Below are 12,719 nucleotides of genomic sequence, written 5' to 3'. Positions count from 1 at the left end.
AGCCTTTTGAAAGACGCCATGCACAACCGATTTCGCCTGTTTTCCGTTTCGTGCGCGCTCGCGGCCGCGACCGTGCTGGCGGCGTGCTCGTCGCCGCCCAAGCCGATCTATCAGCAGGAACAATTCGACGCGACGAGCAGCCCGTATGCACACACGTTCCACTCGAAATCCGACGCGTCCTGCGAGGCCGCGCGGCGCGCGCTGCTGAGCCAGGGCTATGTCGTCTCGTCGTCGCGCAACGATTCGGTGGACGGCAGCAAGAATTTCCAGCCAAGCAACGACATGCACGTCGTGATCGAATTTCACGTCGTGTGCGCGGACGCGAATGCCGACGGCTCGTCGAGCATCGCCTATGTGAACGCGGTGCAGGATCGCTACACGCTGAAGAAGTCGAATACGTCGGCGAGCGTCGGGCTCAGCGTGTTCGGTTCGCTATCGCTGCCGATCGGGTCGAGCGACGACGCACTCGTGAAGACCGCGAGCGAGACGATTCCCGCCGGCGTGTTCTACGAGCGCTTCTTCAATCTCGTCGAGCATTTCCTGAAGATCGATCCGGCCCGCCGCGATCGTGCGACCGTGAAGGCGGCGGAGAAGGAGCACGTCGCGCCGCTGCCCGAACCCGCGCCGACGCCGCAGGGCGAGCCGCTCAAGATGACGACGCCGGTCGTGCCGACGCCGCCGGCCGCGCCGGTACCGCTTTCCGTGCCGAGCGTCGCGCCGGCGCCAGGCGCGGTCGTCGTGCCGGGCGGGCCCGCCGGAACACCGGCCGTGGTCGCGCCGGGAGCGATGCGGGGGAGTGTATCGGGGACGGGTACGGCGGCTTCGGTTCCAACGCCCGCTTCGGCACCGGCTTTGGCTGCGGTGCCGGCCTCGACATCGACGCCCGCGTCCGCGCCAACGGCAGCTTCGGCGCCGGTCCCGGCTTCGGCATCGATCCCGGCTTCGGCTTCGGCGCCGGCCGCATCGGCGCCCGTGACACCCGCCAGCGCAACGCCGGCGTCGGCGGCCTCCGCACCTGCGCCCTCGAATGCCGCTCCGACGTCGGCAGACAAGGCATCCGCGCCTGCCTCCGCCGATCCCGCCGCTTCGTCCGCACCGGCCGGGGCCAGCGCACCGGCCGCGAACTGACCGCGACCGTCCTCCGCGCCGTGCGTGCATCGCGTGCGGCGCGCGATATACCCCTTTCCCCCGTCTTCCTCCAACGCGATGGCCGCACAGTCGGCCACCGGCTGCACGCGCGCCGTGACATGACCCGCGCCTGGGGACCCGCCATCGCGACAGGCCACGCAGATTCCGGATTGCGTTGGCGGGCGCGCGCGATCGCGCCCTGGCCGCGGATCCGCCTCGCCCGTTCGGCGGTCGGCAGCGCCCCCGTCACCCGCAATGACGAGTGGCGGAGCCGCATTCCATCCCCCGCGCGGCCGCACCGCGCCGGATGACTCGACGCCCTACCGCAACGTCGCGTTCAGCGTCTGCAACTGCTCGACCGTCGCCGTCACGCCGCCGCACACGATCACCGCGACGTCCGACGCAGACGCAAGCACCGGCACCGCCTGTTCGAGCGCGGCCAGCGCGGCACCGCACGCCGGCTCGACGACGATCCGCTGTTCGTCCAGAAACCGCAGCGATGCGGCCACCGCCTGCGCATCGGATACGACGACCGGATGGATCGCATGCCGCGTCGCCCATTCGACCGCCGCGTCGCACGGCCGCTTCGCACCCAGCGACGTCGCGATGCTCGTGATCGCCGGCAATTCGACCGGATGCCCCTGCGCGACCGAGCGCGCGTAGCTGTCCGCGCCCGCCGTCTCGACCGCGACGACCGGCACGTCGTGCCAGCCGTTACGCGCGAGGCCCTCGAGCACGCCGCACAGCAGGCCGCCGCCGCCGACCGCGAGCACGACCGCGTCGGGCTTCGGGCCGCTCGCCGCCATTTCGTCGATCATCGTCGCGTGCCCTTGCCACAACACGGGGTCGTCGAACGGATGCACAAACGCGTCGTCCGCACCGATGGCCGACAGCGCGTACGCATTCGCCTCGGCCCAGCTCGCGCCGTGCACGACCACCTCCGCGCCCTCGACGCGAATCAGTTCGCGTGCGCGGGCCGACGCGCTCTCCGGCACGACGACGCACACCGGCACGCCGAGCTGGCGACCGCAATACGCGACCGCGATGCCCGCATTGCCGCCCGACGACGACACGAAGCGGCGCGCGCCGCCCGCATGGCGCGCCTCGCACACCGCCCCGATGCCGCGCAACTTGAACGAACCGGACGGCTGCAGCGCGTCGAGCTTCAACCAGATATTCGTGCCGAGGCGGCGCGACGCGATCTGCGAACGGATATAGGGGGTCGGGATATGAAGCGGCATGGTGCGGGACACGGATGAGGACGGAGGGAACGCACGCGGCCCGGCATCAGGCACGGCAACGGCAACGACAACGACAACGACAACGACAACGACAACGACAACCATCGTACGGCACGCCAGCCATGCTTTCCAATACCATCGAATGATCGTTGCTATGCTTGCAGGGCATACCCATCGAATCGGAAACCGGAGCCTTCGCCGCATGCGTCAGATCGAACTGCGTCACCTGCGTTACTTCGTGGCGGTTGCACAAGCCGGCAGCGTGATGGCTGGCGCCCGCGCGGCCGGGATCGTCCAGCCCGCGCTGTCGCGGCAGATCCGCGAGCTCGAGGATGCGATCGGCACACCGCTGCTGATCCGCCGCGCGACGGGCGTCACGCTCACGGCGGCCGGCGCGAGCTTCCTGCAGGACGCGACCGGGCTGCTCGCGACGCTGCAGGACAGCCGTGAACGCGCGTTGCGCAGTGCGGCCGGCCAGCTTGGCGAACTGCGGCTCGGTGCGCTGCCGAACTGCCTGCCGCTGCCGGTCGTCGCGAACGTCCTCAAGGCGTTTCGCGACGTGTGCCCGGACGTGAAGCTGTCGATTGCGCCGATGCTGTCGGCGGAACAAGCGGCCGCGCTCATGCGCGGCCAGCTCGACGGCGGGATCATGGCGTGGCGCCGCGACGAGGCGCCGCATCTGTCGGGCGTGCGGCTGCTGAGCGACCGCTTCGTGCTGGCGATGCCCGCGCCGCCCGGCGGCCGCTTCCACCCGCCGCGCACGCTCGCCGACGTCGCGCACGAGCCGTTCGTGTGGTTCGACGCGCAGCGCTCCGCCGCACACCACCGCTTCCTGATGGCGCAGTGCGATCGGGCTGGCTTCACGCCGCGCATCGCGCAGGCCGGCAGCGACATCCCGACGCTGATCGGTCTCGTCGCGGCCGGCATGGGCTGCGCATTCGTGCCGGAAAGCGCGTCGCCGACGTGCCCGCGCACGGTCCGGCTCGTCGCGCTCGACGAACTCGCGAGCCGCTTCGACATCGAGTTCGTGTTCGACGGCGCGGCCAAGCCGGCCTCCCCCGTCGTCGCACGGTTTATCGAGGCCGTGCGCGACGCGACCGGCCGCGCGGGCTGACCGGCCATCCGCGGTGCGCGACCCGCGCGCCGGCGGCAGATTTCGCGGCATCGCCCAACCATGGATCTGGACCGGCTGCACGACGGCGTCGCACGATCTTCGGCCCCGCTGCCATCGGGCACCACACGTCCGCTCGAACGGAGGAACAGTCTTTGAAATCGACGACAACCGACGCCGCGACGCCGACAATTTTAAATTGACACCAAAAACGGCCGTTTAACGTCATTTCGAAATGTTATGCCCCGAAATATACTGCGCCCGCATCCAACCCTCGTGCCAAAGAGAGGATGCGTTTCCGCCCCGGTCACGGTCCCCCTGTGACCGGGGCTTTTTTTGGCCGTGAGCCGCCCTGGTAAGGGGTTTGCGGGAAAGGTCGGGCACGCGCGCCGCGACCGGCCCGGTGATGGTGCGCGCCACCCGTCCGGCCCGTCAGGGCTCGCCTTGGCCCGTCACCGTCTGACGGCCGCGTCACGTTGAAATCAGGCCATCCATCGAACCTAACGCGCGACCGGATCCCGCCCGCGGCGCCGAACGCCGCGCGCTTCCCGGTGACAAAAACCATTCGCCGCAAACGAATTCGGTCGTGCGCCGAGCCGGCTGCCGGCCGGCGAATCGCCGAAAGTCCTGCCCCACGGACCGTGCACGCACGCCGCGCCAGCCCCGCATTGTTGACATGAAATCAAGATAATTTCGCTCGAACGCGGCTTTTTCCGCAAAAGTCATGCGGGCACACTTCACCCTGTCCATAACGGCCCGGTGCCGTTGCCCCATGCTTACAGGAGCCCATCGCGTGAACACCACGACCTCTTCCGCTTCCCGCCCGGACGGCAGCGCCGCGCTGCCGCTGCTGGCGCTCGCCGCCGGAGCGTTCGGCATCGGTACGACCGAGTTCTCGCCGATGGGCCTGCTGCCGGTCATCGCCGACGGCGTGCACGTCTCGATTCCGAAGGCCGGCATGCTGATCAGCGCGTATGCGATCGGCGTGATGGCCGGCGCGCCGCTGATGACGCTGCTGCTCGCGCGCTGGTCGCGCCGCTCGGCGCTGATCGCGCTGATGTCGATCTTCACGATCGGCAACCTGCTGTCGGCCGTCGCGCCGGACTACACGACGCTGCTGCTCGCCCGGCTCGTCACGAGCCTCAACCACGGCGCGTTCTTCGGGCTGGGCTCGGTGGTCGCGGCCAGCCTCGTGCCGCGCGACAAGCAGGCCAGCGCGGTCGCGACGATGTTCATGGGCCTCACGATCGCGAACGTCGGCGGCGTGCCGGCCGCGACCTGGCTTGGCCAGATGATCGGCTGGCGCATGTCGTTCGCGGCAACCGCGGGCCTCGGCCTGATCGCCATTGCCGGCCTGTTCGCCGCGCTGCCCAAGGGCAAGGCCGGCACGATGCCGAACCTGCGTGCCGAGCTGTCGGTGCTGACGCGCCCGGTCGTGCTCGGCGCGCTCGGGACCACGGTGCTCGGCGCCGGCGCGATGTTCACGCTGTACACGTATGTCGCCCCGACGCTCGAACACCTGACCGGTGCGACACCCGGCTTCGTGACCGCGATGCTCGTGCTGATCGGCGTCGGCTTCTCGATCGGCAACATCGCCGGCGGCCGTCTCGCCGACCGCTCGCTCGACGGCACGCTGATCGGCTTCCTGGTGCTGCTGATCGTGACGATGGCCGCATTCCCGCTGCTCGCCAGCACGCACGCCGGCGCCGCGGTCACGCTGCTGGTCTGGGGTGTCGCGACGTTCGCGGTGGTCCCGCCGCTGCAGATGCGCGTGATGCGCGCCGCCCATGAAGCACCGGGCCTCGCATCGGCCGTCAACATCGGCGCGTTCAACCTCGGCAACGCGGTCGGCGCGGCAGCCGGCGGCGCAGCGATCTCGGCCGGCTTCGGCTACGCGGCCGTGCCGCTCGTCGGCGGGCTGATCGCCGCGGCCGGGCTCGCCCTGGTCGCACTGCAGGTCGTGCAACGCTTCCGCGCAGCGGCCGCCACGAACGCGTAAGCACCCCGCGACGCGCACGGCGCCGCTACCCGGCTCCGACATTGAAAAACGCCCGCGTCGGGATTTCGACGCGGGCGTTCTCGTTTGCCGCAGCCCGCAAGGCCGGCGCCGATACACCGTCAGAAACGATGCACGATGCCGAGTTGCACGCCGCGCGCGTTCGCGCCCGGATACGCGAGCGGCAGGCCCGGATTCGCCGCACCGGCGAGCGTGTAGCCGGCCTGGTTGCGGTTGCGCAGGTACGACAGCGCGCCATAGAAGCTCGTGCGCTTCGACAGGTCGTATTCGTACATCAACCCGAACTGGTCGGCGTTGTCGCCTTGCGACGCCTGGTCGTGCAGGTACGCATAGCCGAGCGCGACGTAGTTCGCCGGGTTGAGCTGATACTTGACCGACAGCCCGTACACGCGCGAATCGATTCCGAGGTCGGCCCACTTCACCGCGGAGAAGCCGCCGTACACGGTCGCCTTGCCGATCTCGTACGATGCGCCGGCCATGATCGTGCGATCGGTCGTGCTCGCCGTCGTGTTCTTCAGCCACTGGCCCGCGACGAACGCCGCGAACGGCCCGTGCTCGTAGGTCACGTCGAACTGCTGGCTGGAGCCGGCCGAACGCACGCCGCCCGCGTCGCCGAACCCGAAGTAGAGCCCGGCCTGGAAACCGGCGATCTCGGGGCTCTGGTACGACAGCGTATTGCTCGTGCGGAACGCGAACACGGTCAGGTTGTCCATGCCGGACGCCTGCGTGACGCCGCCGAACGCATCCTGCCCGCCCTGGTCGTTGAACAGCGGCGAATTCTGGCGGCCCGCGCGCACCTTGCCCCACGTCCCCGCGATGCCGACCCACGCCTGCCGGTTGAATAGGCTGCCCGAGCTCGCGAGCGAGCCGTCGTTCGGGTTGAAGCCGTTCTCGAGCGCGAATTCGATCTTCTGTCCGCCGCCGATGTCCTCGCCGCCCTTCATCCCGAACCGGCTGCCCCACTGGCCGCCCGAGCCGATCGCCGCCGTATAGCCGTCGCCGGTATTCACGTACTGCGCGAATTCGTCGATCACGCCGTACAACGTGACGCCGTCCTGTGCGAGCGCGGCACCCGAGCCGCCCAGGCATGCGGCCGCGACGGCCATGCGAAGACCGGCATGCGCCGTTCGCGCCCGGGAACGATGCCCTCGTGCGTTCATTTGCTTAGTCATACTATTCGATTGAAAGAGAATGGAACGATGCCGGGCACGGTGGTCTGCCATGCCGGCATCGCAGATAACGAAAGTGATGTGCAGCGGGGCTGCCGGCGCGCCGGGTTCGGCGCGCGGGGCCGCTCAGGCCGGCTGCTCGCCGGCCCGGCGGAAGACGCGGCGCGTCAGTGCTGAACCTCGCCGCGTTCGAGCGGCAGGATCAGGCGCTCGGGGATGCTGCGCCGCGACGCGCGCGCGCCGATGTAATACAGCACCGCCGGCACGACGAGGCCGAGGATCCACGAGATGTCGGTGCCGCCGAGCGCGTCGACGAGCGGGCCGGTATAGATGTGCGTCGACATGAAGGGGAACTGCACCAGGATGCCGACCACGTAGATCGTGATCGCCATCACGTTCCAGCGGCCATAGCGGCCGTCGGGATCGGACAGCGCCGGCACGTCGTAGCGCGAACGCGTGAAGCAGTAGTAGTCGACCAGGTTGATCGCGCTCCACGGCGTAAAGAACGCGAGCAGGAACAGGATGAACGCGGTGAATTCCTTCAGGAACGAATGGCGGCCGGCGAGCGCGATCAGCGTCGACACGCAGATCATCCCGAAGATGTAGGCGAGACGGCTCTTCGACGACACCGCGCCCTTGCCGCGGAACCCGCTGACGATCGTCGCCATCGACATGAAGCTGCCGTACGCGTTGAGCGCGGTCACCGTCACCTTGCCGAACGCGATGCTGAAGTACAGCAGTGCGGCCACGGCGCCCGTCGAGCCGAGGCCGACGATATACGACACTTCGTGGTGCGCGAACTGCGCACCGGCGAGTGCGGCCGCGAACACGCCGAACACCATCGCCGCCTGCGCGCCGAGCACCGAGCCGAGGCCGACCGCGAGGAACGTGGCGACCGACGACGTCGAGCGCGGCAGGTAGCGCGAATAGTCGGCGACGTACGGGCCGAACGCGATCTGCCACGATGCCGACAGCGACATCGACAGCAGGAAGCTCGCGAGCGAGAAATGCTTGTTCGCGAGCAGCGCGCCGACGTCGTGGTTCGCGAACAGCTGCGTGAACATGTAGACGAACGCGATGAGGCCGACCACGCTCGCGATCCGGCCGACGAAGTGGATCGCGCGATAGCCGAACACCGTCAGCACGACGATCACGGCGGCGAACAGCAGGATGCCGGCCGCGTCGTCGACGTGCAGCAGTTGCGCGACGGCCTGCCCGGCCAGCACCGAGCCGCTGGCGGAAAAGCCGATGTACATCAGGCACACGAGCACGATCGGGATCATCGCGCCGTACACGCCGAACTGCACGCGGCTCGAGATCATCTGCGGCAGCCCGAGCTGCGGCCCTTGCGCGCCGTGCAGCGCCATCACGGTGCCGCCGACGAGCTGGCCGAGCAGCAGCGCGACCAGCGACCAGAACACGTCGCCGCCGAGCACGACCGCCAGCGCCCCCGTGACGATGGCCGTGATCTGCATGTTCGCCGACAGCCACAGCGTGAACTGGCTCAACAGTCCGCCGTGGCGTTCGGCGTCGGGAATGAAATCGATCGAGCGTACCTCGATCAGGCCGCCGGCTTTCCCACTGGGATTCGTAGACACGGGAAAATCTCCAAGATACTGAGGATCACAAATGGTTGGGACGAGACGAAAACGTGCCGAGCCGCCCTTTCGGCTCGTCGGGTGCGGTGCGCCGTGGATCGCCGGCATGCGCCACGCACGCATGGTCTGCACGCTGGCGCGCAACCGGCACGACGTGTGCCGACATTGCCAGCGGATGATCTTGTATATACAACTTGGGTGATATCGGTGATTACCCGGAATCCGGCACTTTTCGAAAACGTCCGAGCTGACGGGACGCGTCCGCCCCGCCGCGGCGCCGGTTGCGCGCAGGAAAAATGAAAGCTCAGGTGCCGGCGGGCGCCGCCTGATCGGGGGCGGCGACCAGGGCGCCGGCGGGAAGGAGAATCAGCAAGCGACGCGCGACCTCGACGTCGCGCGCGTTCACCGTATCGAGCTTCTTTCGTTTGCGGCCGTGTTCGTCAAGGCGCTCGGGTTGCATGAACTTCGGCCAGAAGCCGAACACCGCGCTGACGACCGCGAGGCCGTCGCCGTCGGCACGCGCGATCGGCGCCGCGTAGTCGGGATAGACATCGGGCTGCCAGGGCTCGCGGCGAAACAGGTCGCCGATGCCGATTCTCAGTTCGCTGATGCCCGGGTCTTCATCGGGGGCGCGGTAGTGGGTGCACACGACTCGGGGTTCGGCAGGCGAGGGACGCGATGTCTTCATCGTAGCTCAGCATGCACGCCACGTTGCCACCATCGTTTGGTATGACGAAACAGTCTTGCGGCGCGGCGCGTACAGGCAAGACAGGCGGATGACTTCCAGCGCGGTCGTCACGCCGGCCAGCGACGGTGGCGTGTCGCCCGTTCCGGTTCAGGCGAGCCGGTCCGATCCAACGACATGCACGCCCGGGCGCGCATCGAGCGCGGCATCGAGCAGCGCACGGGCGATACGCGGCGCGGGATTCACGCGCCACTTCAGCGGCAACACGGGTTTGGCGGCGGTCAATGCGAGCACCAGCATCCGCTCGCCGCACCTGAATTCGTCGCGGCTGCCGCCGATCAGGCCAGGCCGCACGCACGTGAGCGACGCAAACCCGACTGCGGCCAGCGCCTGTTCGAGCTCGCCCTTCACCCGGTTGTAGAAGATGCGCGACGCCGGATCCGCGCCGAGCGCGGAATTCAGCACGTAGGTCGGCGTGCCGGCGCGGTGCGCGAGACGCGCGACGGCGAGCGGATAGTCGTGATCGACGCGCCGGAATGCGGCCTGCGAGCCCGCGACTCGCATCGTCGTGCCGAGCGTGCAGATCACCGCATCGGCCCGCCACCAGTCGGCGGACTCGGGCAGACGGTCGAAGTCCACCTCCAGCGCGCGCATCTTCGGATGCGGCGACAACGGCCGGCGCGCGATGACGACGACCTGCCCCACCCGCGCATCGGCCAGCGCGACTTCGAGGACGTGGCGCCCGACGAGCCCGGTCGCGCCGACGAGCAACAGTTTCATCTGCGGTATTTCCGTATGAAGCCTGCATTGGCGGGCCGGGAGCAAAAGCCGCACGCACGCCGGGCTTCGCCCGCTCGCGCCGCGATGAACCCGCCGGTGTGCGGCCAGTGATCCGGACTGGATATCGACACGATGAACGGTTCGCGCCGGACGGTCAACCGCGACCCGCGGCCCGCTCCGCATCCCGAAGTCATCACCCGCTGCCGGCACAAATACGAAGCCCCGCCGTAGCGGGGCTTCGTTCACGCAGGGATGCCGGCGTGGGATCACACGTGCAGCGCATGCCCCAGCGCGCGCAACGCGGCCTCCTGCATCGCTTCGCCGAGTGTCGGATGCGCGTGGATCGTGCCGCCGATGTCCTCGAGCCGTGCGCCCATCTCGAGCGACTGCGAGAACGCCGCGGCCAGCTCCGACACGCCGCGCCCGACCGCCTGCCAGCCGACGATCAGGTGCGTGTCGCGCCGGGCAACGACGCGCACGAAACCGTCGGTCGCCTGCAGCGTCATCGCGCGCCCGTTCGCCGCGAACGGGAACGATGCGCTGATGCAGTCGACACCGGCCGCCTTCGCATCGTCGGGCGACCAGCCGGACGTGACGATCTCGGGATCGGTGAAGCACACGGCCGGAATCGATGCGGGCGTGAACTTGCGGCGCCGGCCCGCGATCAGCTCGGCTACCATCTCGCCCTGCGCCATCGCGCGATGCGCGAGCATCGGTTCGCCGGCGACGTCGCCGATCGCCCACACGTTGCGCATCGACGTCCGGCATTCGTCGTCGATCCGCAACGCGCGACCGTTGCGATCGAGCGGCAGCGAATCGAGCCCGAAGCCGTCGACGCGCGGCCGGCGGCCGACCGCGACCAGCACGCGGTCGGCCGGCAGCGTCTTCTCCGCGCCGTCGGGTGCCTGCACGCGCACCGCGCCGTCGCTCGCGAGGCCCAGCACCTTGTGACCCAGCCATAGTCCGACGCCGAGCCGCGCGAGCGAATCGGCGACCGGCTTCGCGAGTTCGGCGTCGTACGCGGGCAGCACGCGCTCCGCCGCTTCGACGATGCTGACGTCGACGCCGAGCTTGCGATAGACGATCCCGAGTTCGAGCCCGATGTACCCCGCGCCGACGACGACCAGCCGCGTCGGCAACGACGCGGGCGACAGCGCCTCGGTCGACGAGATGACATGCTCGCCGAACGGCATCGACGGTAGCGCGACCGGTTCCGAACCCGTCGCGAGCAACAGGTGCTCGCAGGCGATGCGGGTCGTGTCGCCGCCGGCGACGACGACGTCGACCGTCTTGCCGTCGATCACGCGTGCGTCGCCATGCAGCACGCGCACGCCGTGTTTCTTCAGCAATGCGCCGACGCCGCGCGTGAGCCGCTCGACGATACCGTCCTTCCACGCGACGCTTTTCGCGATGTCGATCTGCGGCGTGTGCACGCGAATCCCGAGCATCCCCTCGCCGGCCTGCCCGCACGCCTGCTCGAATGCGTCCGCGACATGGATCAGTGCCTTCGACGGAATGCAGCCGATGTTCAGGCACGTGCCGCCGAGCCGTTCGCGCTCGACGAGCACCGTCGGAATGCCGAGTTGCCCCGCACGAATCGCCGCGACGTAGCCGCCCGGACCGCCGCCGATCACGAGCAATGTGGTGTGTTCGTTCGCCATTGCCCTCACTCCACGAACAGCATTGCCGGGCGCTCGAGCACCCCGCGCACGGCCTGGATGAATTCGGCCGCATCCGCGCCGTCGACCACGCGATGGTCGAACGACGACGAGAGGTTCATCATCTTGCGCGCGACGACGGCGCCGTCGCGGATCATCGGCCGCTCGACGATCCGGTTCACGCCGACGATGCCGACTTCCGGATGGTTGATGACCGGCGTCGACACGATGCCGCCGAGCGCACCGAGGCTCGAGATCGTGATCGTCGAGCCGCTCAGCTCGTCGCGCTGCGCGCGGTTCGCGCGCACCGCGTCGGCGAGCCGCGCGATTTCGGCCGAGATCGACCAGACGTCGCGCGCTTCCGCATGACGCAGCACCGGCACCGTGAGGCCGCCGTCCGTCTGCGTCGCCACGCCCATGTGCACTGCACCGTATTGCGTGACGACGCCCGCCTCGTCGTCGTAGCGCGCATTGATCTGCGGGAAGTCGCGCAGCGCGATCACCATCGCGCGGATCAGCAGCGGCAGCGGCGTGAGCCGGCCGCGCGTGTCGCCGTAACGCCGGTTCAGCTCCGTGCGCAGCGCGTCGAGCTCGGTGACGTCGATCTCCTCGACGTAGCTGAAGTGCGGAATGCGGCGCTTCGCTTCCTGCATCTTGCGCGCGATCGCGCGCCGCAGGCCGATCACCGGTACTTCGGTTTCATCGTTGCGCTCGTCGTAGCCGCGCGCCTGCGATGCGCGTGCCGCACCGCCGCCGCCCGTGCGCGCATACGCATCGAGGTCCGCATGCAGGATCCGCCCGGCATCGCCGGTGCCGCGCACGTAGCGCAGCTCGATGCCCATGTCCCACGCGCGCTGGCGCACCGCCGGCGACGCGAGCGGCCGTTCGCCCGGCGCGAGCGCCGCGTGTTCCGCGCGACGCGGCTCGGCCGGTGCGCGATCAGCGGCGTGACGCTGCGTCTTCGTCGACGCGTGCGCTTCGGACGATCCGGTTGCGCTGGCTGACTTGGCAGGCGCGTCGGCCGCCGGACGCGGCGCCGCCTCCGTGCCCGCGTCGCGCGCCTTCGCACCCGGCTTCAGGTTGCCGTCGCCGTCGACTTCGAGACGAATCAGCTCGCTGCCGACCGCCATCATCTCGCCGATCCGGCCGCCGAGCTCCAGCACCTTGCCCGCCACCGGCGACGGAATCTCCACCGCCGCCTTGTCGGTCATCACATCGGCGAGCGGCTGGTCTTCAGCGATCGTCTGCCCCGGCTGCACATGCCAGGCCACCAGTTCGACCTCGGCAATCCCTTCGCCGATATCCGGCATCTTGATGACATGAATCCCCATC

General features: G+C 69.2%; 9 protein-coding genes and 1 pseudogene. 3 read left to right on the top strand and 7 right to left on the bottom strand.

Annotated features, from left to right (window positions below; translation table 11 throughout):
- The first annotated feature begins 18 nt into the window (after positions 1-18).
- Positions 19-1,128, top strand: a complete 1,110-nt coding sequence (locus ACTJKF_RS19655) for a DUF2242 domain-containing protein (RefSeq protein WP_440625333.1) — start codon at positions 19-21, stop codon at positions 1,126-1,128.
- 320 nt (positions 1,129-1,448) lie between these two features.
- On the opposite strand, the gene ACTJKF_RS19650 is transcribed toward ACTJKF_RS19655, so the two are convergent.
- Positions 1,449-2,369, bottom strand: a complete 921-nt coding sequence (locus tag ACTJKF_RS19650) for a pyridoxal-phosphate dependent enzyme (protein WP_440625332.1) — start codon at positions 2,367-2,369, stop codon at positions 1,449-1,451.
- 202 nt (positions 2,370-2,571) lie between these two features.
- On the opposite strand from ACTJKF_RS19650, the gene ACTJKF_RS19645 reads away from it, so the two are divergent.
- Together ACTJKF_RS19645 and ACTJKF_RS19640 are read left to right on the top strand one after the other, a co-directional pair.
- Positions 2,572-3,483, top strand: a complete 912-nt coding sequence (locus ACTJKF_RS19645) for a LysR family transcriptional regulator (protein WP_440625330.1) — start codon at positions 2,572-2,574, stop codon at positions 3,481-3,483.
- Between the two features lie 790 nt (positions 3,484-4,273).
- The gene (locus ACTJKF_RS19640; protein WP_440625328.1) at positions 4,274-5,479 is read left to right on the top strand and encodes an MFS transporter; all 1,206 of its coding nucleotides are present in this window, start codon (positions 4,274-4,276) and stop codon (positions 5,477-5,479) included.
- Between the two features lie 119 nt (positions 5,480-5,598).
- On the opposite strand, the gene ACTJKF_RS19635 is transcribed toward ACTJKF_RS19640, so the two are convergent.
- The 6 genes and pseudogenes from ACTJKF_RS19635 to ACTJKF_RS19610 form a co-directional block, all read right to left on the bottom strand.
- Entirely contained in the window at positions 5,599-6,669 is a 1,071-nt protein-coding gene (locus ACTJKF_RS19635; protein WP_440625326.1) for a porin, read from the bottom strand.
- Between the two features lie 164 nt (positions 6,670-6,833).
- On the bottom strand, positions 6,834-8,264 hold the full coding sequence (locus ACTJKF_RS19630) for a purine-cytosine permease family protein (protein WP_440625324.1): 1,431 nt from the start codon (positions 8,262-8,264) through the stop codon (positions 6,834-6,836).
- Between the two features lie 394 nt (positions 8,265-8,658).
- Positions 8,659-8,913: pseudogene (locus tag ACTJKF_RS19625) on the bottom strand (DUF159 family protein); the annotation flags it as partial.
- Between the two features lie 186 nt (positions 8,914-9,099).
- A complete protein-coding gene (locus ACTJKF_RS19620) occupies positions 9,100-9,729 on the bottom strand; it encodes an NAD-dependent epimerase/dehydratase family protein (protein WP_440625322.1) in 630 nt (209 codons plus the stop codon).
- A gap of 266 nt (positions 9,730-9,995) precedes the next feature.
- Entirely contained in the window at positions 9,996-11,390 is a 1,395-nt protein-coding gene (gene lpdA / locus ACTJKF_RS19615) for a dihydrolipoyl dehydrogenase (protein WP_440625320.1), read from the bottom strand.
- A 5-nt stretch (positions 11,391-11,395) separates the two neighbouring features.
- Entirely contained in the window at positions 11,396-12,718 is a 1,323-nt protein-coding gene (locus ACTJKF_RS19610; RefSeq protein WP_440625318.1) for a dihydrolipoamide acetyltransferase family protein, read from the bottom strand.
- Position 12,719: the final 1 nt, after the last annotated feature.

Origin of the sequence: Burkholderia sp. 22313 (assembly GCF_052045245.1) — a bacterium.
Taxonomy (GTDB): domain Bacteria; phylum Pseudomonadota; class Gammaproteobacteria; order Burkholderiales; family Burkholderiaceae; genus Burkholderia.
Note: the sequence above shows the minus strand (reverse complement) of the source record. Positions and strands in the feature narration are given on the sequence as shown.

Coding starts and splice junctions, on each gene's coding strand:
- ACTJKF_RS19610 (WP_440625318.1), bottom strand. CDS start 12,718: ATGGGGATTCATGTCATCAAGATGCCGGATATCGGCGAAGGGATTGCC.
- ACTJKF_RS19655 (WP_440625333.1), top strand. CDS start 19: ATGCACAACCGATTTCGCCTGTTTTCCGTTTCGTGCGCGCTCGCGGCC.
- ACTJKF_RS19620 (WP_440625322.1), bottom strand. CDS start 9,729: ATGAAACTGTTGCTCGTCGGCGCGACCGGGCTCGTCGGGCGCCACGTC.
- ACTJKF_RS19635 (WP_440625326.1), bottom strand. CDS start 6,669: ATGACTAAGCAAATGAACGCACGAGGGCATCGTTCCCGGGCGCGAACG.
- lpdA (WP_440625320.1), bottom strand. CDS start 11,390: ATGGCGAACGAACACACCACATTGCTCGTGATCGGCGGCGGTCCGGGC.
- ACTJKF_RS19650 (WP_440625332.1), bottom strand. CDS start 2,369: ATGCCGCTTCATATCCCGACCCCCTATATCCGTTCGCAGATCGCGTCG.
- ACTJKF_RS19645 (WP_440625330.1), top strand. CDS start 2,572: ATGCGTCAGATCGAACTGCGTCACCTGCGTTACTTCGTGGCGGTTGCA.